The sequence below is a fragment of the Leucobacter sp. UCMA 4100 genome (assembly GCF_027853335.1).
Taxonomy (GTDB): domain Bacteria; phylum Actinomycetota; class Actinomycetes; order Actinomycetales; family Microbacteriaceae; genus Leucobacter_A.
Genome location: NZ_JAFEUS010000002.1, coordinates 1415990 through 1435588, shown reverse-complemented (window position 1 = coordinate 1435588; position 19599 = coordinate 1415990). Strand labels below are relative to the sequence as shown.

Annotated in this window: 20 protein-coding genes, 1 tRNA gene and 1 pseudogene; 16 read left to right on the top strand and 6 right to left on the bottom strand. The window is 63.2% G+C overall.

Going from position 1 to position 19599, the window contains the following annotated elements:
- Positions 1-17: 17 nt before the first annotated feature.
- The 7 genes and pseudogenes from JSO19_RS06820 to JSO19_RS06790 all read left to right on the top strand — a co-directional run.
- Positions 18-458, top strand: coding sequence for a hypothetical protein (locus tag JSO19_RS06820; protein ID WP_270910610.1), 441 nt, complete (start codon positions 18-20; stop codon positions 456-458).
- The gene (locus JSO19_RS06815; protein ID WP_140403513.1) at positions 455-1000 is read left to right on the top strand and encodes a hypothetical protein; all 546 of its coding nucleotides are present in this window, start codon (positions 455-457) and stop codon (positions 998-1000) included. Before JSO19_RS06820 ends, JSO19_RS06815 begins: the two co-directional genes overlap by 4 nt.
- 84 nt (positions 1001-1084) lie before the next feature.
- Positions 1085-2851: a type IV secretory system conjugative DNA transfer family protein gene (locus JSO19_RS06810; protein ID WP_087054575.1), complete on the top strand. Its 1767-nt coding sequence runs from the start codon at positions 1085-1087 to the stop codon at positions 2849-2851.
- A gap of 84 nt (positions 2852-2935) precedes the next feature.
- A complete protein-coding gene (locus tag JSO19_RS06805) occupies positions 2936-3430 on the top strand; it encodes a single-stranded DNA-binding protein (RefSeq protein WP_270910607.1) in 495 nt (164 codons plus the stop codon).
- Positions 3431-3554: 124 nt separating this feature from the next.
- The gene (locus JSO19_RS06800) at positions 3555-4223 is read left to right on the top strand and encodes a hypothetical protein (protein ID WP_270910605.1); all 669 of its coding nucleotides are present in this window, start codon (positions 3555-3557) and stop codon (positions 4221-4223) included.
- A 98-nt stretch (positions 4224-4321) separates the two neighbouring features.
- Positions 4322-4465: a hypothetical protein gene (locus tag JSO19_RS06795; RefSeq protein ID WP_170934101.1), complete on the top strand. Its 144-nt coding sequence runs from the start codon at positions 4322-4324 to the stop codon at positions 4463-4465.
- A 56-nt stretch (positions 4466-4521) separates the two neighbouring features.
- Positions 4522-5568, top strand: a pseudogene (locus tag JSO19_RS06790) (recombinase family protein); the annotation flags it as partial.
- 624 nt (positions 5569-6192) lie between these two features.
- On the opposite strand, the gene JSO19_RS06785 reads toward JSO19_RS06790, so the two are convergent.
- A tRNA-Leu gene (locus JSO19_RS06785) sits at positions 6193-6276 on the bottom strand.
- Positions 6277-6475: 199 nt separating this feature from the next.
- Here JSO19_RS06785 and JSO19_RS06780 point away from each other — a divergent pair.
- From JSO19_RS06780 to pknB, 7 genes are all read left to right on the top strand, one after another.
- Positions 6476-7231 carry an FhaA domain-containing protein gene (locus JSO19_RS06780; protein ID WP_270910603.1) on the top strand — a complete coding sequence of 252 codons (756 nt, stop codon included), beginning with the start codon at positions 6476-6478 and terminating at the stop codon, positions 7229-7231.
- Positions 7228-7812 carry an FHA domain-containing protein FhaB/FipA gene (locus JSO19_RS06775; protein WP_333735069.1) on the top strand — a complete coding sequence of 195 codons (585 nt, stop codon included), beginning with the start codon at positions 7228-7230 and terminating at the stop codon, positions 7810-7812. The genes JSO19_RS06780 and JSO19_RS06775 overlap by 4 nt, the downstream gene beginning before the upstream one ends.
- Positions 7813-7814: 2 nt before the next feature.
- The gene (locus JSO19_RS06770) at positions 7815-9098 is read left to right on the top strand and encodes a PP2C family protein-serine/threonine phosphatase (protein ID WP_270910602.1); all 1284 of its coding nucleotides are present in this window, start codon (positions 7815-7817) and stop codon (positions 9096-9098) included.
- Positions 9082-10488: an FtsW/RodA/SpoVE family cell cycle protein gene (locus tag JSO19_RS06765; protein ID WP_270910601.1), complete on the top strand. Its 1407-nt coding sequence runs from the start codon at positions 9082-9084 to the stop codon at positions 10486-10488. Before JSO19_RS06770 ends, JSO19_RS06765 begins: the two co-directional genes overlap by 17 nt.
- On the top strand, positions 10485-11966 hold the full coding sequence (locus tag JSO19_RS06760) for a peptidoglycan D,D-transpeptidase FtsI family protein (protein WP_270910600.1): 1482 nt from the start codon (positions 10485-10487) through the stop codon (positions 11964-11966). The genes JSO19_RS06765 and JSO19_RS06760 overlap by 4 nt, the downstream gene beginning before the upstream one ends.
- Complete coding sequence (locus JSO19_RS06755) at positions 11963-13741, top strand: protein kinase domain-containing protein (protein WP_270910599.1); 1779 nt, start codon at positions 11963-11965, stop codon at positions 13739-13741. Before JSO19_RS06760 ends, JSO19_RS06755 begins: the two co-directional genes overlap by 4 nt.
- A 107-nt stretch (positions 13742-13848) precedes the next feature.
- On the top strand, positions 13849-15537 hold the full coding sequence (pknB, locus tag JSO19_RS06750; protein WP_270910598.1) for a Stk1 family PASTA domain-containing Ser/Thr kinase: 1689 nt from the start codon (positions 13849-13851) through the stop codon (positions 15535-15537).
- A 90-nt stretch (positions 15538-15627) separates the two neighbouring features.
- Here pknB and JSO19_RS06745 read toward each other — a convergent pair whose 3' ends face one another.
- Both JSO19_RS06745 and JSO19_RS06740 read right to left on the bottom strand, forming a co-directional pair.
- The gene (locus JSO19_RS06745) at positions 15628-15828 is read right to left on the bottom strand and encodes a hypothetical protein (RefSeq protein ID WP_270910597.1); all 201 of its coding nucleotides are present in this window, start codon (positions 15826-15828) and stop codon (positions 15628-15630) included.
- On the bottom strand, positions 15828-16589 hold the full coding sequence (locus tag JSO19_RS06740; protein ID WP_270910596.1) for a class E sortase: 762 nt from the start codon (positions 16587-16589) through the stop codon (positions 15828-15830). The genes JSO19_RS06745 and JSO19_RS06740 overlap by 1 nt, the downstream gene beginning before the upstream one ends.
- A gap of 52 nt (positions 16590-16641) precedes the next feature.
- Between JSO19_RS06740 and JSO19_RS06735 the strand changes: the two genes are divergently transcribed.
- The gene (locus tag JSO19_RS06735; RefSeq protein ID WP_270910595.1) at positions 16642-16911 is read left to right on the top strand and encodes a cell division protein CrgA; all 270 of its coding nucleotides are present in this window, start codon (positions 16642-16644) and stop codon (positions 16909-16911) included.
- A gap of 127 nt (positions 16912-17038) precedes the next feature.
- Here the strand turns inward: JSO19_RS06735 and JSO19_RS06730 are convergent, their stop codons facing one another.
- Positions 17039-17776 (bottom strand): rhomboid family intramembrane serine protease, encoded by a 738-nt coding sequence (locus tag JSO19_RS06730; protein ID WP_270910594.1) that lies wholly within the window; start codon positions 17774-17776, stop codon positions 17039-17041.
- A 183-nt stretch (positions 17777-17959) separates the two neighbouring features.
- Positions 17960-18466 carry a peptidylprolyl isomerase gene (locus JSO19_RS06725; RefSeq protein WP_217133195.1) on the bottom strand — a complete coding sequence of 169 codons (507 nt, stop codon included), beginning with the start codon at positions 18464-18466 and terminating at the stop codon, positions 17960-17962.
- A gap of 98 nt (positions 18467-18564) precedes the next feature.
- On the opposite strand from JSO19_RS06725, the gene JSO19_RS06720 reads away from it, so the two are divergent.
- The gene (locus JSO19_RS06720) at positions 18565-19065 is read left to right on the top strand and encodes a DNA/RNA helicase (RefSeq protein WP_270910593.1); all 501 of its coding nucleotides are present in this window, start codon (positions 18565-18567) and stop codon (positions 19063-19065) included.
- Between the two features lie 7 nt (positions 19066-19072).
- Here JSO19_RS06720 and JSO19_RS06715 read toward each other — a convergent pair whose 3' ends face one another.
- Complete coding sequence (locus JSO19_RS06715; RefSeq protein WP_270910592.1) at positions 19073-19570, bottom strand: NUDIX hydrolase; 498 nt, start codon at positions 19568-19570, stop codon at positions 19073-19075.
- Positions 19571-19599 lie beyond the last annotated feature (29 nt).

Below are 19599 nucleotides of genomic sequence, written 5' to 3'. Positions count from 1 at the left end.
CATCGGAGGAGGATCTGGTGCGGACCATGATGGCGCTTGATGACGGGTTGCAGCGGATCGAGCAGCACTCCCAGGGCCGGTTGATCCTGCTGTATGAGGATCCGGAGACGTTCGGAGCCGGGCATTTCGTGCTGCATCCCCTACACGGGTCCTCGCCACGGTTCGCGATCGAGGAAAAGTACCCGCCCGGAGTCGACTGGGCTGACGAGGACCGGGTCCCGGTGTCCTGGACGTGGGCATCCGAGGCTCGGCTTCCGCAACCGGATGGGAGCTGGACGTGGGTGACGCTCGCCGAGGGTGAAGTTGCCTCCGCTGACTACGAGACGCTGCTGCACATCACCGGTGGGTGGGCGGACGCACTGGGCGAGCTCATCGCCCGGGAAGAAGCCCTCACCGCTGACCCCATCAGCGATGACGGGGCGGGGCGTTCGGAGCCGGGTCGCACCTTCCTGACATGACCCTTCGACGCCACCGACGCACGCGCACCCAGCAACCCTCCGGAACCCCGAAGCAGGGGGTGGTGGTGCCTGCGGTGCTGCCGCAGATTCTCCTCGAAGCCGTGAACGCGGACACTCTCGTCGTGACCGTGAACGGTAACCGCCTTGCCACTACCCCGATCCGCCGAGGCGAGATCACGGCCACGGTGACGGAGCTCGTCGGGCGCTTCGGATCACCAACCCGGGTGGAGGTGCGAGAACTGGACGGCAGCATCCATGCGGACATCCTCACCCCGCCCGATCCTGTGCCGCGGTCGCCGTTCGCTTCACCGGAAGACGACGCACCCGCACTGGTGACGCTGCCGAACCTTCTGGAGTTCACCGCGAGCGGGTTCGTGCCCGGTGAAGACGTCGCCGTCGCGCTCATCCTGCGCCACAGCTCCGCTGGCCCCACCGGGACGGCACGCGCCCTGATCGAACGTGGAGAGAACCCCGTCATCACCGGTGAGGTGATCCTGCTGGGGCGGATCTCCAGCACCACCTCGGTGCAGCGCATCGACTGACCGCCGGCTCATCCTCTCGTCGTCGTACCTGTTGTCCTGACCCCGCTTCTTTCCCTTCTGCGGGGTCGGGAAGGTGCGTTCACCGTGTCTGGTCCTGCGCAGGCGAAACCCGCCAACGACCTCTTCATCGACATCACCCTCGGCCTGCTCGTCACCGCCGCCGTGTTCACCGGGATCCTGCGCGTCGCAGGCTCCGTGACCGCGTTCCTCACCGGGCTCCCTGAACCGGCCAGCGGGTTCACGACCGGCCTCGCCGTCCTTGCCACCCCAGCAGACCCGGGTGCGGCGCTCGGCGCGGAAGGCCTGAACCCGTTCGCCTACTGGGCAGTCGTCACCCTGTTCCTCAGTGTGCTCGGGACAGCGGGATTCTTCGTGGTTCGGGCGGTTCACCGTTCCCGGTCGAAGACGGACCCGCACCGGCTCGCAGGCACCGCCACCGCCGCCGAGGTCGCCCGCGTCGCCTCCCCGAAGGCCCTGGTGAAGAAGGCCGCGACGTTGCGGCCCTCTCTCACCGGGACGCCAGCCCCGAGCGACGTCGGGTATCTCCTCGGCACGGGGAAGGGAGGGCAGGTGTGGGCGACGGTCGAGGACTCGATCCTGTTGATCGGTCCTCCCCGGTCGGGGAAGGGTCTGCATGTGGTGATCAACGCGATCCTCGACGCCCCCGGCGCCGTCATCACCACCAGCACCCGCCCGGACAACCTCACCGCGACATTGAAAGCACGGGCGAAGAAGGGGAAGGTCGCGGTGTTCGACCCCCAGCAGCTCGCCCCAGGGTTGTCTGCGGGGATGCGGTGGTCGCCGGTGCGGGGCTGCCAGGACCCGCTGACGGCGATGATCCGCGCCAAAGGCCTCGCCACCGCCACCGGATTCGGCGGTGTCCAAGACGCCGGGTTCTGGGAAGGGAAGACCACCGCCGCGATCCAAGCGCTCCTGCATGCCGCCGCTCTCGACGGGAGGGATGCGAAGACCCTGTATCAGTGGGCGCTGAACCCGACCCTCGCCGCCGACGCCGTACGGGTGCTGTCCTCGCATCCTGGGGCGGCGGAGGGGTGGGCGGACAGCCTGGATGCGATGGTGCAGGCTGACCCGCGGACGAGGGATTCGATCTGGCAGGGCGTGTCCCTCGCGTTCTCCGCCCTCGCCGACCCCCGCGTCCTCGACGCCGTCTCACCAAGACCGGGTGAGGAGTTCGACCCCGAGGTCTTCCTTCGCGGCAACGGGACTCTCTACCTCCTGGCGACGGGTGCGGGGGCTGGGGCGTCGTCAGCGCTGGTGGCGGCGTTCATCGAGGACCTGGTTGAGACGGCGAGGAAGATCGCCGCCCGGTCACCCGGTGCCCGCATGGACCCGCCCCTGCTCCTCGCGTTGGATGAGATCGGGAACCTCGCCCCGCTCCCGTCGCTGCCGACGTTGATGGCGGAAGGCGGCGGCACCGGCATCACCCCACTCCCCGTCCTGCAGTCCCTCGCACAGGCCAGGGAGAAGTGGAGCGAGAACCAGGCGAACGCGATCTGGGACGCCTCCATCGTCAAGATCATCCTCGGCGGAGCCTCCAACAGCCGCGACCTCCAAGACCTCTCCACCCTCATCGGCGACCGCGACGAAACCACCAACAGCGTGACGACCGACGCGTATGGGGCGCACTCATCGCAGCGCTCGATCCGCCGCGTCCCTATCCTCCCCCCAGACGTGTTGCGCACGCTCCCGTTCGGCACGGGCGTGGTAATGCTCCGCACCGCCCGGCCCATCATCACGAACCTGCGCCCCTGGCCGTCCCGCGCCGACGCGAAGCAACTGAGAGCTGACCGGGGTGAGGTGGAGCAGGCCCTCCAGGGCGGTGCCCGGTAGCAGGGCCACGACTTCAGGGTGGCGGTCGTACCTGTCCAGTAGCCCCCGCAGTTGCGGGTGTGAGACCGATAGGAGTACTCGCTGATGACCATCCGCACCAAGCAGTCCCTCTCCGGGTTCGTCGCTACGGACCCGGAGCTGACGTTCACGAGCAACGGTGATGCCCGCGTCTACATGCGTATCGGGCAGCCCCAGGCCCGGTTCGAACAGGACGGCACGTTCACCCAGCTCGACCCGGAGTTCACCGACCTGGTGATGTTCCGCAAGTCTGCCGAACTCGCCCATGAGCAGTTCCGTAAGGGCGACAACTTCCTTGCCGAAGGCGAGACCCGCACCTACACCGGCAGTGACGGCGCTGAACGGGAGCAGTTCGTCGCGTCCCGGATCGGACACGACAACAACCTCACCCGCTACACCGTCGACCGCGCCCCGCTCGAACGAGAAGCCCCGCAGCAGGAGGCGCCGCTGCGGGAGCAGGTGCAGCAGGCTCTCGCCCAGCGGGAAGCACAGCTCGACCCGGAGCCACCCGCCGCGACCGCGAGCACCGGCGCAGTGCAGCGCGAGGCGGTCGCCCGATAAACCGCGGGTGCGGCGACCAGCCTCCCCACCACCTCCACCTGGTCGCCGCGCCCGCCCCCTGCTCTTCGCCGCGTCCTTCGCGGCTCTCCTTCTTCTTTCTCGCCCTTGTTCCGGGAGCATCCTGATGACCACCGACAACCCCACACCACCTGACCTGCCCGATACAGATCCGACCGCTCAGGGGCCTGACTTCGACGGGATCGACCTGTCCGGGCTGCCCGCAGACGTCGCTGAGAAAGCGAGAGCGTTCGCGAAGCAGACGTTCCAGGCGGACTTGGCGAAGTCGCTCACCGCGGTGGCGCGGCCGATCAACTGGCGCACCCTCCCACCCGCAGACCTCGAAGCCGAGCTTCTCGAGTTGAACGGGTGGGTGGACTGGCTTCGCCACACCTACGGCCTGCCCGCCCAGGTGATCCCGCCGATGTGGCATCGCCACCCCGAACTGCTCTGGGAGCTGTCCGCGCTACGCCAGCACTGGCTGTTCTGCTTCGACCCCCAAGCGAAAGGCAACCAGGCTCTCGCCTGGCACCACGACTTCAGCCTTGCACGGGAGCGGCTGCGGGACTGGGCCACGATCTCCGGCACCCGCCTCGACCGAGACCGGCCCACCCGCATCACGGCCTGGCCCGGCGGGGAAGCTGAGGATTGGACGGAGCCCGACACCACGGAACGACCCGTCGCGGCGCGGACGGACGACTTCCTCGCATTCGTCGCCGAGCAGGTTGCCGCGCGCCGTGAGGAGCAGGACGCAACGATCCGTGACGTGATTGCCAAGGAACAGCAGGCCCGGTGATGGCGGGGAGGCGTCGCCCGTATGAGCGGAAGACCGGGTATGTGCCGCAAGCGGAACGCTCATACGGGATCCGGGTGGTGCACCGGGAGCGTCCGAACATGACCGCGCTGACGGAGTTGTTCGTCCGGTTCACGCTCGCCGAAGCCCACGCCAACCGCGACACCGAGCACGAGCCGGTGACCGTACGACCGGAAGTGCTGAAACTCAGCACGGACCGGGATCTCACTGCCGAAGGAAGGTAACATCACCACCCGCCCAGAACACGCACCGGCGGGGAGAAAGCCGAGGAACCGCCGCCATGCTGTACGCCACTGACACGATCGCACCACCATCCCCGCCCGCGGAAACGATGCTTGCTCCCGCAGTGACCTATCTGCGGGTGTCGACCAAGGAGCAGGCCACCAAAGGCGGACACGACGAGGGCTTCTCGATCCCTGCGCAGCGGGGCGCGAACCACGCCAAAGCCGACACCCTCGGCGCGAGCATCGTCAAGGAGTTCGTCGACGCGGGGGAGTCGGCGAAGAAAGCCGACCGTCCCGCGCTGCGGGAGATGATCGCCTACGTCAAGGCCCACAAGGTCGCGTACTGCATCGTCCATAAAGTCGACCGGCTCGCCCGCAACCGTGCCGACGACGTCGAGATCCACCTCGCCCTCCGCGAGGCCGGCGTGCTGCTGGTATCGGCGACGGAGAACATCGACGAGACCCCATCGGGGATGCTGCTGCACGGGATCATGTCCTCGATCGCGGAGTTCTACTCCGTGAACCTCGCCAACGAGGTCATGAAAGGCCTCGTCCAGAAAGCCTCCACCGGCGGCACCCCCATGCGCGCCCCGATCGGGTACCGCAACACCCTCCACCGCGACGACCTCGGCCGTGAAGTGCGCGGCATCACCCAAGACCCCGATCGGGCACGACTCGTCAAGTGGGCATTCACCGCGTACGCGTCCGGGAACTACAGCCTCGCCCAGCTCCGCACCGAACTCACCAAGAAGGGTCTGCGCAGCGTGCCGACGCCGAAACGTCCCGCACGTCCGCTCGGGCTATCGTCGGTGCACCGGATGCTGCAGAACCCGTACTACAAGGGCGACGTCGTCTACCGCGGCGTCCGTTACGACGGTGCACACGAGCGCCTCGTCGAGCCCGAGATCTGGTACCAGGTGCAGTCCGTGCTCCGCGCCCACGCCCAGTCCGGGGTCCGCACCCAGAAGCACGACCACTACCTCAAAGGCACCCTGTACTGCGGGCGCTGTCGCCAGCGGATGACGATCATCCACGCGAAGAACCGGCACGGGAACATCTACCCGTACTTCATCTGCCTGGGCCGCAACAACAAGCGCACCACCTGCGACATGCCCTACGCACCCGTGGACCGGGTCGAGAAGCTCGTCGCCGACTACTACCGGCGCATCACCCTCACCCCAGCGATGACCGACGCGCTCCGGGGGATGCTCACCCACGAGTTCGACCAGCTCACCGCAGGCACGAACCAATCCATCCGCGACCTCACCGAACGGCGTAAGCAGATCCTCGCCGAGCAGGACAAGCTCCTCGAAGCCCACCTCGCCGACGCCCTGTCCCTGGACCAGCTGAAGAAGTTCCAGACCCGGCTCCGCGCCGAACTTGACGGGATCGAAGCGCAGATCGCCGAGCACCACAACGACTACCAAGGAGCCCGTGCCCTCATCGACGGAGCTCTCGATCTCGCCCGCGACTTCGCAAAGATCTACGAGCGCTGCGACGAGCAGAACAAGCGCCTCGCGAACCAGACCTTCTTCACCCGCATCTACCTGAACGAGGGCGGCACCCTCACCGCCGACACCGCCGCACCCTTCGCCACGATCCTCGACGAGAACACGAAGCAGCAAGCCCTCACCTGGGCCGAAGCACGCTCGTCCTCAGACGAGGAGAGCGATGCTGTAACCCGAGACCTGTTTCTTCAGGCCCGGGTTACAACATCGCTCATTGAGTGCGCGAAGGGGGACTTGAACCCCCACGCCCTTGCGGGCACTGGCACCTGAAGCCAGCGCGTCTACCAATTCCGCCACTCGCGCGTGATTTGTGATCGCATCTTTACAATCAACCCGCTCAGCCTACCAGCAAGCGACGAGTACGAGCAAAATCGTGTGAGAAAAAACCGTGATTGAACGGGTGAAGTGCGAGAAAAAGCGCTGAATCGAGCAGTTCGCAGGTAGCATTTCAGGTATAGACGGTACTTTGAGAAGACGAGTGTCATGAATGAAGGGAGGCCACGTGGGAATCTTTGATGGAATCGAGCGTGGTCTCGAGCGTGCCGTGAACGGAGCCTTTGCGCGCACGTTTCGCTCGGGTGTTCAGCCCGTCGAGATCTCTGCCGCGATTAAACGCCAGCTTGATATCGGCGCGGTCATCGTTGACCGCGACCGCGTGATCACGCCGAACCGCTTTATCGTGAAGGTGTCGCAGGGCGACTATCAGAAGCTGCAAAGCCTTGGCGAGACGCTCGAGCGCGAGCTGCGTCAGGTTGCCGTGAAGTACGCGAGCAAGCAGGGCTACACCACGCTCGGCCAGATCGACGTGCAGATCACGCCCGATGAGCGCCTGCGCACGGGCGTGCTCGAGATCGAACCAGAGAGCGTCGAGGGTCACATTAGCTGGGGCGCAGCGCTCAACATCGACGGTACGAATCACGAGCTCAAGCAGGGCACCAACGTCATCGGCCGCGGTAGCGACGTTGACGTGCGCATCAGCGATAACGGCGCGTCACGCAAACACCTCGAGATCGATTGGAATGGCAGCGAAGCCATCGCACGCGATCTCGGTTCAACGAACGGTTCGAAGGTCAACGGCCAGCGGTTCGCAGAAGCAAAACTTACCCCCGAAACGGTCATTACAGTCGGGCAAACGCACATGAAGTTTGTCTTACTGCCCCAACGTCAACAACAGTTTCACCGTAAGGCTGGAAGCAATACGAACCAGACCGTACAGCTCCCGGTGAGCGACGCCGACACCTTTTGGAGGGACCTATGAGTGAGATGAGTGAGCTAACGCTCATGGTTCTGCGCCTCGGTTTCTTGCTGATTCTGTGGCTCTTTGTCTTCTCGGTTATTTTTGCTCTCAGGAGCGATCTCTTCGGCGCGCCGGTGCGTCGGCTCAAGAAGTCAGACACCCCGGTCGCTTCAGGCGGCAGCCCCGTCTCGTCACCCCCGGCACCGCAGCCCGCTGGCGCACCGATGCACCAGGGAACGGCCCCCGTGGTCACGCCCTCTGGCGGTGCCCTGCCTTCGGCCGGCTCGTCACCGGTGAGTGGCAGCGGCGGCCCAGCAAAGCAGCTCGTCATCTTGACCGGCGTTGCCGAGGGAACCTCGATTCCCCTCGATGATGGCCACGTCACCATTGGGCGTTCACCCGATTCAACCCTCGTCATCGTCGATGAGTACACCTCGACGTATCACGCGAAACTGCAGCGTTCGGGCGACCAGTGGAGCATCACCGACCTCGACTCGACAAATGGCACAAAGGTCAGCGGCCAGCGCATCACGCAGCCCATGCCGCTGCCAACCTTCACCCCGGTCACGATCGGCACGACAACCTTTGAGCTGAGGCCCTAACCGTGACAATTGGGTTCGAGAGCGCGATCGCCTCTCACGTTGGCATGATCCGTAGCAACAACCAGGACTCGGGGTTTGCCGGTTCGCGGTTGTTCATGGTCGCCGACGGTATGGGAGGCCACGCTGGCGGCGACGTTGCCTCTGCACTCACCACACGTGACGTTGCCTCGATTGACACCGAATTTTTTGACGACCCCGAAGACGCGGCGAAAGCCCTCGAACAGCGACTGCTCGAGGCAAACCGCATGCTCTCGCGCACGGTCACCACCCGCACCGAACTCGCGGGCATGGGCACCACCTTCTGCGGCTTCCTCACCGTCGGCGACCAACTCGCAACAGCCCACATCGGCGACAGCCGCCTCTACCTATACCGCGACGGCGTGCTCACGCAGCAGTCGAAAGACCACACCTTCGTGCAGCGCCTCGTTGACAGCGGCCGCATCACCGAAGAAGAGGCAGCGACCCACCCCCGACGTTCAGTGCTCATGCGCGTGCTCGGCGACGTCGACTCGGCGCCAGAAATCGACACCGCGGTGCTCAACACGAGGCCGGGCGACGTCTGGCTTTTGTGCTCTGACGGCCTCTGCGGCTACGTCGAAGACGACATCATCGCGCAGATTCTCTCCCAGCGCTCCTCGCTCGACGAAGCCGTCGCGCAACTCGTCGACGTGACGCTCGGCAACGGCGCACCCGACAACGTGACGGTCGTGCTCGTCGAAACGGTCGACCCTGCCCCGGCTGAAGACCCCGGGCCACGCTTTGCTGGATCCGCCGCGAAAGAAGGCGGAGAGGGCGTATCGGTCGATACGAGCCCGATTCGACGCTTCTCGAAGTTCTCAGGCCAGTCTCGCCGCGCCCGCAAGCTGCAGCCGGTCGAAGAGTCGCACTTCGAGCCGCGCGTCGACGAATACCTTGCCGAGCTCATTGCCGAAACCAAGCGCCAAACGCGCAAGCGCAGGCTGCTCATGCTCGCGACGCTCGTGCTGTCGATCGGTTCGCTCGCCGGCCTCGTGTTTGTGGGCTACCAGTGGACCCAGACGCAGTACTTCGTCGGCACCGACGGCGATACCGTCATCATTTACCAGGGCGTGCGCCCGCAAATCGGGTCGCTGAGCCTCAACTCTGAGGCTGAAGACACGCAGATTCCACTCGAAGAGCTCACCGGCTACGAGCGTTCGCAGGTCGAGCGCACCATCACCGCCGGCTCGCTTGAAGAGGCACGCAACATCGTCGTTCGCTTGAGCGACGGCGAAGGGGGTGATTTGAGCGATGAGCCAAGAGAGTAAGCCCGCATCGCCCACCTTCCAGGAAGCGATCACGAGTGACACGGTGCTCGACCGCATCGTGGCTCTGCGCGCGCCCGGCAAATTGCGGGCCATGGAGCTCATGCTGCTGCTCTTCGCGGTCGCGATCGGCGTCGCCGGAATCATCATCGTCGACCTCACCGTGCGCGGCGAGCTGTCGACCACCATGCTCGTGCCCGGCCTCATCTACGTCGCGGCGCTCTTTGGCCTGCACATTGTTGTACGGCTCGTTGCCTCAGATGCCGACCCGCTGTTCGTGCCCATCGCGGCCTTCCTCAGTAGCATCGGCGTGATCGAGATTTACCGCCTCGACCTCGCGAACGACAAGTCAGGGTGGGGCGCCGACTCGGTGCGCCAACTCATCTGGCTCGCCGTCGCGATCGCCATCGCCGCCGTCGTGCTCATCATCGTGCGCAACCACCTCACGTTGTACCGGTTCACATACCTTTCGGGCCTCGGCGCGCTCGTCCTGCTCATTCTGCCCATGGTTCCCGGCATCGGTTCAGAAATTAACGGTGCGAAGGTGTGGATCAGGATCGGCGATTCGATGTCGTTCCAGCCGGGCGAGATCGCGAAGATTCTGCTCGCAATCTTCTTTGCCGGGTACCTCATCTCGAACCGAGATGCGCTCGCGATGGCCGGTAAGAAATTCCTTGGCATCGTCTTCCCGCGTGGCCGCGACCTTGGGCCGCTGCTCGTCATCTGGTTCACCTCGATGATCGTGCTCATCTTCCAGCGCGACCTCGGTACCTCGCTGCTCTACTTCGGGCTGTTCCTCTCGACCCTCTACGTCGCCACCGCGCGCAAGGGCTGGCTCGTGCTCGGCATCAGCCTCTTCCTCATCGGCGGCATCATCGCGAGCCAGGTGTTCAGCCACGTCAGCACGAGGTTTCAAAACTGGTTTAACCCCTGGGCTGATCCGCAAAACAGCGGATATCAGATGATTCAGGGGCTCTTCGGGCTCGCGAACGGTGGCATGCTCGGCACGGGCCTCGGCGGCGGTTTCCCCGAGATCACCCCGTACGCGCAGAGTGACTACATCTTCGCGAGCCTCGGTGAAGAGCTCGGCCTCGTCGGTCTCTTCATGATTCTGCTCGTGTACCTCATCTTCGTCGGCCGTGGCCTGCGCGTGAGCTTCGCGGGGCAGGACGACTTTGGCAAGCTGCTCGCGATGGGCCTCTCGTTCTCGATCGCCTTCCAGGTGTTCATCGTGCTCGGTGGTATCACCCGCGTGATTCCGCTCACGGGCCTCACGGCGCCGTTCCTCGCGGCGGGTGGTTCGTCGCTTGTCTCGAACTGGATCATCGTGGCCCTTCTTTTGCGCCTGTCGAATGCCGTGCGCAACCGACCGAAGCTGGTGATTCGCGCATGAATAAGCAACTGAAGTTCATCACGCGATCAATCTTCGCGATGTTTATTGTGCTCTTCGGAGCCATCACGATCATTCAGGTCGTGCAGGCCGAAGAGCTCAGGGCGAACCCGCTCAACAAGCGCACGACCTACAACGCGTTCTCGGTTGAGCGCGGCGAGATTCTCGTCGACGGCTCGTCGATCGCCTCGTCGATCCCGACCTCTGACGCCTACCAGTTTCAGCGCGTGTACGAGAACGGGCCGCTCTACGCACCCATCACGGGATACTTCTCGCATTACCAGGGCATCACCGGCATCGAGGCCGCGATGAACAGCGAGCTGTCTGGCCTTGGAAACACGCAGTTCTTTACCCGAGTCATGCGGATCATCACCGGCGAAAAGCCGCAGGGGAGCGCCGTTGAGCTCACGATCGACCCTGCCGTGCAGCAGGCGGCCTGGGATGCGCTGCAGGGCTACGAGGGATCGGTCGTGGCTCTCAACCCGACGAACGGCAAGATTCTCGCGATGGTTTCGACACCCTCGTTTGACCCGAACCTCATGTCATCGAACAACGACCTCGAGATCATCGATAACTACAAGGCGTTGCAAGACGACCCGAGCAAGCCGCTCATGAACCGCGCGATTGGCGGCGATCTCTTTCACCCGGGGTCAACGTACAAGTTGCTCACGACGGCCGCTGCCCTCGAGTCGGGTGCCGCAGAGCCATCGACCGAGTTCAAGAACGAACAGGCCTTCAAGCTGCCCGGTTCGAGCAACGAGATGCACAACTACGGCCTCGGCCTGTGCGGCAGCGGCGACAAGGTCACGCTCGCCGACGCGGTGAAGTTCTCGTGCAACGTCCCCATGGGTGAGCTCGCGGGCAAGATGGATCGCGACGAGATTCCCAAGATGGCCGCGGCCTTCGGCTTCGGCCAGGAACTCTCGATTCCGCTCACGGTCACGCCGAGCCAGGCACCCGTTCCAGAGACCGACGCAGAGGCAGCCATCAGCTCGATCGGCCAGCTCGATGTGCGCGCGACCCCGATGCAGATGGCGATGGTCTCGGCGGGCATCGCGAACGGCGGCGTGGTCATGCAACCACAGCTGGTGAACCAGGTGCTCGCGCCGAACTTCTCGGTCGAGAAATCGTTTACCGAGGCAGAGTTCGCGAACCCCATCTCGGCGAAGACGGCATCGCAACTCACCGCGATGATGGTCGCGGGTGTCAACGAGACCGACGGCGCCGCATACAAGGCGCGCATCGAGGGAACGACGGTGGCGGGAAAGACCGGCACCGCGCAGAACGGAACGGACGCGGCGGGGAATGACCTGCCCTATACGCTGTGGTTTACCGGCTTCGCTCCGTCTGAAAACCCCGAGGTTGCCGTGGCGGTTGTCATCGCCAACGGCGGCGGAGAAGCCCACAATTTTCAGGGAACCTCGTACGAGATTCCCACGAATATCGGAAAACAAGTCATGGAAGCGGTGTTAAGCCAATGAGACCAACTGCAGGAGTCACATTCGGTGGTCGCTACGAGCTGAGCTCACGGGTCGCGATTGGCGGCATGGGCGAGGTTTGGAAGGCGACTGATAGCGTCATTGGGCGCACGGTCGCGATCAAGATTCTTAAAGACGAGTATATGGGCGACCCCGGCTTCCTCGAGCGCTTTCGCGCCGAGGCAAGGCACGCCGCACTCGTCAACCACGAGGGCATCGCCAACGTGTACGACTACGGCGAAGAACAGGGCTCGGCATACATTGTCATGGAGCTCGTTCCCGGCGAGCCGCTCTCAACGATCATCGAGCGCGAGGGCAAACTGCCACCCAACCGCGTGCTCGGCATCGTTGCTCAAACCGCGATGGCACTGCAGGCCGCGCACGACGCTGGCCTCGTGCACCGCGACATCAAGCCGGGCAACCTGCTCATCACCCCCGACGGGCGAGTGAAGATCACCGACTTTGGCATCGCTCGTATTGCCGACCAGGTGCCGCTCACCGCGACCGGCCAGGTCATGGGCACCGTGCAGTACCTCGCACCCGAGCAGGCGAGCGGCCACAACGCAACCGCCAAGACCGACGTGTACTCGCTCGGTATCGTCGCCTACGAGTGCCTGAACGGGAAGCGTCCCTTCACCGGCGACTCGCAGGTCGCGATCGCGATGGCGCAGATCAACGACAAGCCACCGGCGCTCTCGGAAGAGATCGCCGAGCCAGTGCGCAACCTCGTGTTCTCGTGCCTCGAGAAAGACCCAGATCTGCGCCCCGAGACGGCAGGTAAGCTCGCTCTCGCGGCAGCAGCACTGCACAAGGGCGACGTTCAGGCCGCTGCGGGCTACGTTCCCGCCGTTCTCGGCCTGAAGCCCACCGAAGACGCTTCGACGACGCTGCTGCCGGCGACGACCGCGATGGATCCGACAACCCAGGTTCTCGGCCAGACCACCGTGCTCGACCCGACGCAGGTCATGCCCGAGGGCGAAGTCTCTGAAGAAGAGGCCGAAGAAGAGCTCGAAGAGAAGAAAAAGAATCCGTGGAAGTGGCCCATCATTGCCCTCGTCGCGATTCTGCTCATCGTCGGCGGCGGCACGGCATACGCGATCTGGTCAGCGAACCAGACCAGCGTTGAAAAAGAAGAGAAGCCGAAAAAAGAGAAGCCCAAAGAAAAGGAAGAGCCCGAAGAAGAGGCCAGCGCGACGATCTCAGCCAGTGAAATCGAGGGCATGAACGTCGACGAGGCGTACGCCTACCTCGAGGGCCTCGGCTTCACGCGCATTCACAAGCAGCCCGGCGGCCCAAGCCCCGACGCGGTAGTTGGTCAGGTGACGAACGTCACCCCGACCGGCGAGAAGGTCAAGCTCACGCAGACGATCACGCTCACCTACAACGTCGCCTACGGTGACGCGACCGCGCCAACCAACGGCCCTTCGGCTCCCTCAGAGGTCACCGTCGGCGAAACGTTCACGGTGCAGGGCATCAGTGCGGGCTCGTGCCCCTCAGGCCTCGCCGAAAACTTCCAGCTCAATCTCGAGCCGAACAACGGCATGGCAATGCTCATCGGTGCCGTCGACGGCGGATCGGCGCAGGTTCGTGCCGACAAAGCTGGCACACTCAGCCTCAGCTACACCGTGACCTGTAAGCGCGAGGGTGTCGACCCCCGCATCGTCACCTCGCCGGTGACCAGCGTGGTTATTAAGGAAGCCCCGAAACCCGACCCGGTTGATCCGCCAAAGCCAGAAAAGCCTGACGAGAACACCGATACCGACGGCGATACCGAATAACCCGATAACAACTCGGCAACACGGGCCAAGTATCGGGGTAACCACACCGACTCTAGAGCTTGCTATCGCTAGAATTATCAGATGTATCGAAACGAGAGGAGATCGCCGTGACTGAGGCATCTGGCCGGCGTTTACTCGCGGGACGATACGAGGTTGGCGAGTTCATCGGCCAGGGTGGCATGTCGACGGTATACCGTGGCGTTGACACCAAGCTTGGGCGACCCGTCGCCATCAAGATCATGAAGGCGCAGCTCGCTCAGGACGATGAGTTTCGCGACCGTTTTCGTCAGGAAGCCAGGGCTGCCTCGCGCATGGCGCACCCCTCGATCGTGCGGGTCTTCGACGCCGGCGACGAGCTCATTAACCTCGGAACCGAGGTGCAGCGCCTCCCGTTCATCGTCATGGAGTACGTGAAGGGCAAGAACCTTCGCGAGATCGTCCAAGAAAAGCCTCTCTCGACCTCTGAGATCACGCGCGTTCTCGATGCGGTACTCACCGCGCTCGAGTATTCGCACCGTGCAGGCATCGTGCACCGCGACATCAAGCTCGCAAACATCATGGTGACCGACACCGGCCATGTGAAGGTCATGGACTTTGGCATTGCCAGGGCCGTCTCTGAGACGTCGTCGACGCTGCAGCAGACCACCGCCATTCTCGGCACCGCCGCATACTTCTCGCCAGAGCAGGCGAAGGGTGAATCGGTCGACGCACGAACCGACCTGTATTCAGCTGGCGTCGTGCTCTACGAACTGCTCGTTGGCGACGTACCCTTTCGCGGCGACTCAGCCGTTGCGGTCGCGTACCAGCACGTCAGTGAGCGCCCAGAGCTTCCGAGCACGCGCAACCCGGCGATCACCCCCGAGTTCGATCGGGTCGTCATGCACGCCCTCGCCAAAGACCGCGCCAAACGCTTTCAGAGCGCCGCTGAGTTCCGCGAGGCCCTGAGACTCGCGGCCGATGGCAAGATGCCCGAGCTCGCGCTCACGACCGACTCTGGGCCCATTCTCTTTTCAGGCGGCGACGAGATCTCTGAGTCAGAGCTCGCGCTTCGCCAGCTCACCGAGTCATCGAGCTCACCAAAGAGCCAGCCGAGGCCGCCGGTCATGTGGACCTGGGCCGCGATCCTCACCGTCGTTGCCGTCGTTGTGGCCGTCATCTTTTGGCTCACGCAGCTTGTGCCCCCGAATACGCTGATCAACTCGGCGCGCGAGATTCCCGATCTCGAGGGCACCACCGAGAAGGTCGCGATGCAAACGCTCGAAGACCTCGACCTCGTGGCCGTTCCCGTGAGCGAACCGAACGACGATATCGCAGCCGAGTCAGTCTTTAAGACGTACCCGGCAGCCGGCGAGGTCGTCGAGGTGGGCACCACCGTCAAGGTGTACGTCTCATCAGGGCCGTTCATGGCGACGCTGCCCGATCTCTCGGGCAAGTCGATCGAAGACGCCACAGCGAAGCTCAATGACCTCGGTCTCACGGTCGGCCTCACGAACGAGCTCGACGACCCCAGCATTCCTGGCGGCTCAGTGATCAGCTCGAGCCCCGCTGAGGGCGAGCTCGTGCTCACCGGAAGCGCGGTCGACCTCACCGTTTCAAACGGCAAGGTCACGATTCCCGATGTGAAGGGCATGGCGATGCCCACCGCACAGGAGATGCTCGATCCGACCGGCGTGAACATTGAACAGCAGGGCGACGGCTCGTGCGGTCAGATCAACGACCTTCCGGTCATTAACCAGTCGGTTGTGGGGCAGGTTGAGCAGCGCTCGACGGTGACCCTCTTCTACTGCAGCGGTTAAGCAGTAGCTTCCACGAGCCCGGGAGGTTCAGCGGGTCGCGCAGATTCCAGCTGGTTCCAGCCGGTTCAAGCGAACCCGTGAACGGTACCGTCACAAGCCGGCAAAGGGGCTGAGCCCCTGGTGAAGCGCCGCCGCGTCGTCGAGCGTTGATTCTGGCTCGGGAATCACCGTGTTGACCCACGGGTAGACGAACATCATGAGCGCGTAAACGACCGCTGCCAGGAGTGCGACGAGCACGAGCACACGAAACCATGCTGGTCCAGGAAAAAAGCGCCATACGATCGAAAACATTACTGAGCAGCCTCTCCGGTTTCGGCAAGTGCGGGGTTCAGGGCGAGAAGCTCCTTCGGGATCCCCTCTGAGGTGGGGCTAAACGATTCGAACACCGAATACGTAATCACTCGCTCTGAGATGCCGAGGTTCTTCGGGTGGCACGAGGTCATCGTCAGAATGCGCTGTTCGGCGACCCTGCCCTCAATGCGGGGGAAGGGAGCGAGAACATCGGTCTCGTTGGGCCAGACATACTCTGACGAACGGTACCGGTAGGTGTACCAGCCCTCGGGCGTTTGAATAAAGATCGGATCACCAACGCGCAGAGCATCAACCTCGCGGAAGGGAGCGGTGTAGGCACCCGAGCGGTGTGCAGCGAACGCCGTATTACCGAGCTCGCCGAGCTCGCTCGATTTCGAGTAGCGCCCAATGCCCTTCTCGTCGAGGTTCAACACCTGGTGAGCATCGGTGCCCTCGCTGAGGGTGTTCTTGAAGTCGGTCGCGAACGCCGGAATGTAGACGACCGCGAAGTAATCGCCCTCGGTGGGCTTCGCAACGATGGGTACGACACCGGGCTCGGGTTCGGCCTCTGGCTTCTCCCACTGTGAAACGAGGCCCGATGCGAGCTCACGTTGCTCTCCCTGAACCACAACGGTGGTGTACCAGGGCTGCCAGACGATGTATCCGAGCATGGCGAGACCGAGCACAATGAAGGTCTCGCCTATGACTGTGCTCACCCGCAAACGCTTGCGTTTGCGCCTCGGTGTGTCGTTTCGTGCCATGGCTTCATTCTATTCAGCCCAGCGTCGTGAAACCTCAAGTAAGATGTGGGTTATGGCAAAGTCAAAAGATCTCAGCAAGAAACAACAGGCTGAAGTGACCTCACAGAACCGCGAGACCCCCTCGGGAGAGCCCGCACCGAACCCGGCATGGTTTAAGCCGGTCATGTTCGGCTTCATGATCGTTGGCCTGGTGTGGATCGTTCTGTACTACGTCACCGCGGCAACGCTTGCGCTGCCCATTCCTCAGCTGGGACAGAACAACATCTTCGTCGGCTTTGGGCTCATTCTCATCGGGTTCCTGATGACCACCAGGTGGCGTTAATAACCACCGCCTACTTATGCACAGGTGTGAATTACAACGGTGTAATTATCACCAGCTGTGCATAGAACTGTGAATAAGTTCCCGTCACTCGTTGCCGAACTCGCACATCACGCAGATGTATGCAAGATCACGCAACAGGTAACGGGAGTACCACGAAATACGACGCTGACAGCGCGACCAGCAACACCGCAAGACCAACGAGCAAGCTGATGCGCTTCGTGCGCTGCCTCGGGCCCTTGAAGTTCACGAGCACGCCCATGACCGCTGCACCGACGAGCATGCCGCCAAGGTGAGCCTGCCACGAGATCTGTGACCCTGGCTGCAGGCCGATCGCAAAGTTGATCGCGAGCAGCACGCCAAGCGAGGTCACGTTCACGTTCACCGAGCGCAGCCCGACAAACATCGCACCCATCACACCGAAGATCGCACCGGAGGCGCCCACGGTAGGCGTCAAAATGGTTTCTGGGTTGACATAGACCCACAGTTGAACGGCCAGCGATCCGCCCCAGCCAGCCATCGCGTAGAGCAGGATGTAATTGAGCTTGCCGACCGCGCGTTCGAGCTCTCGGCCGAAGATCCACAGGGTAAACATGTTGCCGAGCAGGTGGTAATAGCTGCTCGTTGAGTGGGTGAACATGACCGTCAACATGCGCCACGGCTCAAAGTACATCGGCGTCGAATACGCGGGCCGGTACCAGAGCGCGTTCGTGACGCTATCGCTCGTGAGCTGCGCGAGAAACACCAGCCCGCACAGGATCATGATCGTGTACGTGACGGCCGGGATTTGGGGGTCGGTAAATGCCCGACCGATTTTCGTGCGTGAAGGTTTGCTGCGCCGAGATACGCCTGGCGAGGTCTCCTTCACGCACGAGGGGCACAACACACCGACGGCCGACTGCACCTGGCAATCAGGGCAAATGTTATTGCCGCAGCGTTGGCACAGCGTAAAAGTAGGCCGATTCTTATGTCGGTAGCAAACGTCAGACGGGCCGTAGCTCGCCCGCTCGCCGAACTGCGGCACGTTGTGTCCCATGGAGTATGACGAAACTTACTGCTTGATGGTGATCGAGGTGATCACGACGTCTTCAACGGGGCGGTCCATAGCGCCGGTTGCAACGCCCTCGATCGCGTCAACGACCTTCTTCGACTCGTCGTCGTTGACCTCACCGAAGATGGTGTGGTTGCCGTTGAGCCATGATGGAGCGATCGTGGTGATGAAGAACTGTGAGCCGTTCGTGCCCGCGAGGCGACCGGTGAGGTCGGGACGCTTGCCAGCGTTCGCCATTGCGAGCTGGTAGGGGCGATCGAAGGTGAGCTCGGGGTGAATCTCATCGTCGAAGGTATAGCCGGGGCCACCGGTGCCGGTGCCCTGGGGGCAGCCGCCCTGAATCATGAACTCTTTGATGATGCGGTGAAAAATGAGGTTGTCGTAAAACCCTTTTTCAGCGAGGTCGATGAAGTTCTTCACGGTCTTCGGAGCCTGATCGCCAAAGAGATCAAGGTTGATGTCACCGTGGTTTGTGTGAATGGTTGCTGTTGCCGATGGAATGGTCATGTTGCCCAGTCTACCGGGCACAAACTTGCCATTTGCTAGTAAATTCCAGGGCACTCGGTGTACCGTTGAAGCACAGCAACCAACATTCGGAGGCCAAGATGCAACTGTCTCGCAAACGCAGGCGCGAACTGAAGAAACTTCGTAACCAGGCAGAGGTTCTGCTTGACCACCAGCGCGAAGTGCTCGGTCACGCTGGGCATGTGCTCGGCGAAGCGAGCCGCCAGGCGAAGGAGCTTGGCAACGAACACGTCATGCCACGAGTAGAGTCGGCCGTCGACCAGGCCCGCCCGTTCGTGCAGAAGAACGTCGCTTGCGCACGTCGCGCAGCGGATCGCGTGCGCGTTGCCGCAGCGCCCGTTGTCGCAGCGGCTCTCGCTGGCACCGTTCGCTCACTCGAGCGCATGGAACAGACCGAGGCTTCACGCCAGCTGCGTGGCTTCGGAGAGCAGCGCGGGCTCATCGAGCCTGTGAAGAAGAAGCGCAAGGGTGGCCTCATTGCCCTCGGCGTTGGCATTGCCGCAGCAAGCGCTGTCGGTTACGCCCTCTGGCAGGCCTTCCGCGAAGACGACGACATGTGGGTTTCAGCCGACGACTTCTAAACCGGCATTACCGCTCTTGCTGCTGGCGCGGCTGACCCGAATGGGAACGCCGTCGCCGGCGGCCACGAGAGCGCCTCGACGATGAACCGCGTAGGCCCGCCATGCGCAGCGCCGTGTTCACGAGCGAGAGCGTTCGCAGCTCCGCAATTTCAGCGAGGGGTACCCAGCGTGCCTCGTCGCTTGAGCCGTCAACCTCGTTGACCAGCGGGCCATCTTTGACGGTGGCTCGATAGATGATCCTGATCGTATGTAATTCAGGGTCGGTGCCCTCGGGAACGTCCTCTCGGCTGAACACTCGTGAATCGACGCCAATAAGCTTGCCGATCTTGGCATCAAGCCCGGTCTCTTCTTTCACTTCACGCTTCGCAGCGGCCTCTGGCGACTCACCAGACTCTATGCCGCCGCCCGGCAAGGTCCATCCACTCATGCGGCCGCGGCGCCAGTGAGTCAGCAGGATCTGTCCCTGCCTCTCAATAACCGCGTATGCCGCAACTCTCATATCCATAGGGTCTAAGCCTACTTGCTTTCAGGGGT

What these genes read in the sequence shown, in the direction of transcription:
- JSO19_RS06765 (WP_270910601.1), top strand. Translation starts at nt 9,082, where the DNA reads ATGAGCCAAGAGAGTAAGCCCGCATCGCCCACCTTCCAGGAAGCGATC.
- JSO19_RS06815 (WP_140403513.1), top strand. Translation starts at nt 455, where the DNA reads ATGACCCTTCGACGCCACCGACGCACGCGCACCCAGCAACCCTCCGGA.
- JSO19_RS06800 (WP_270910605.1), top strand. Translation starts at nt 3,555, where the DNA reads ATGACCACCGACAACCCCACACCACCTGACCTGCCCGATACAGATCCG.
- JSO19_RS06745 (WP_270910597.1), bottom strand. Translation starts at nt 15,828, where the DNA reads ATGTTTTCGATCGTATGGCGCTTTTTTCCTGGACCAGCATGGTTTCGT.
- JSO19_RS06735 (WP_270910595.1), top strand. Translation starts at nt 16,642, where the DNA reads ATGGCAAAGTCAAAAGATCTCAGCAAGAAACAACAGGCTGAAGTGACC.
- JSO19_RS06755 (WP_270910599.1), top strand. Translation starts at nt 11,963, where the DNA reads ATGAGACCAACTGCAGGAGTCACATTCGGTGGTCGCTACGAGCTGAGC.
- JSO19_RS06795 (WP_170934101.1), top strand. Translation starts at nt 4,322, where the DNA reads ATGACCGCGCTGACGGAGTTGTTCGTCCGGTTCACGCTCGCCGAAGCC.
- JSO19_RS06740 (WP_270910596.1), bottom strand. Translation starts at nt 16,589, where the DNA reads ATGGCACGAAACGACACACCGAGGCGCAAACGCAAGCGTTTGCGGGTG.
- JSO19_RS06725 (WP_217133195.1), bottom strand. Translation starts at nt 18,466, where the DNA reads ATGACCATTCCATCGGCAACAGCAACCATTCACACAAACCACGGTGAC.
- JSO19_RS06805 (WP_270910607.1), top strand. Translation starts at nt 2,936, where the DNA reads ATGACCATCCGCACCAAGCAGTCCCTCTCCGGGTTCGTCGCTACGGAC.
- JSO19_RS06775 (WP_333735069.1), top strand. Translation starts at nt 7,228, where the DNA reads ATGAGTGAGATGAGTGAGCTAACGCTCATGGTTCTGCGCCTCGGTTTC.
- JSO19_RS06720 (WP_270910593.1), top strand. Translation starts at nt 18,565, where the DNA reads ATGCAACTGTCTCGCAAACGCAGGCGCGAACTGAAGAAACTTCGTAAC.
- JSO19_RS06760 (WP_270910600.1), top strand. Translation starts at nt 10,485, where the DNA reads ATGAATAAGCAACTGAAGTTCATCACGCGATCAATCTTCGCGATGTTT.
- JSO19_RS06715 (WP_270910592.1), bottom strand. Translation starts at nt 19,570, where the DNA reads ATGGATATGAGAGTTGCGGCATACGCGGTTATTGAGAGGCAGGGACAG.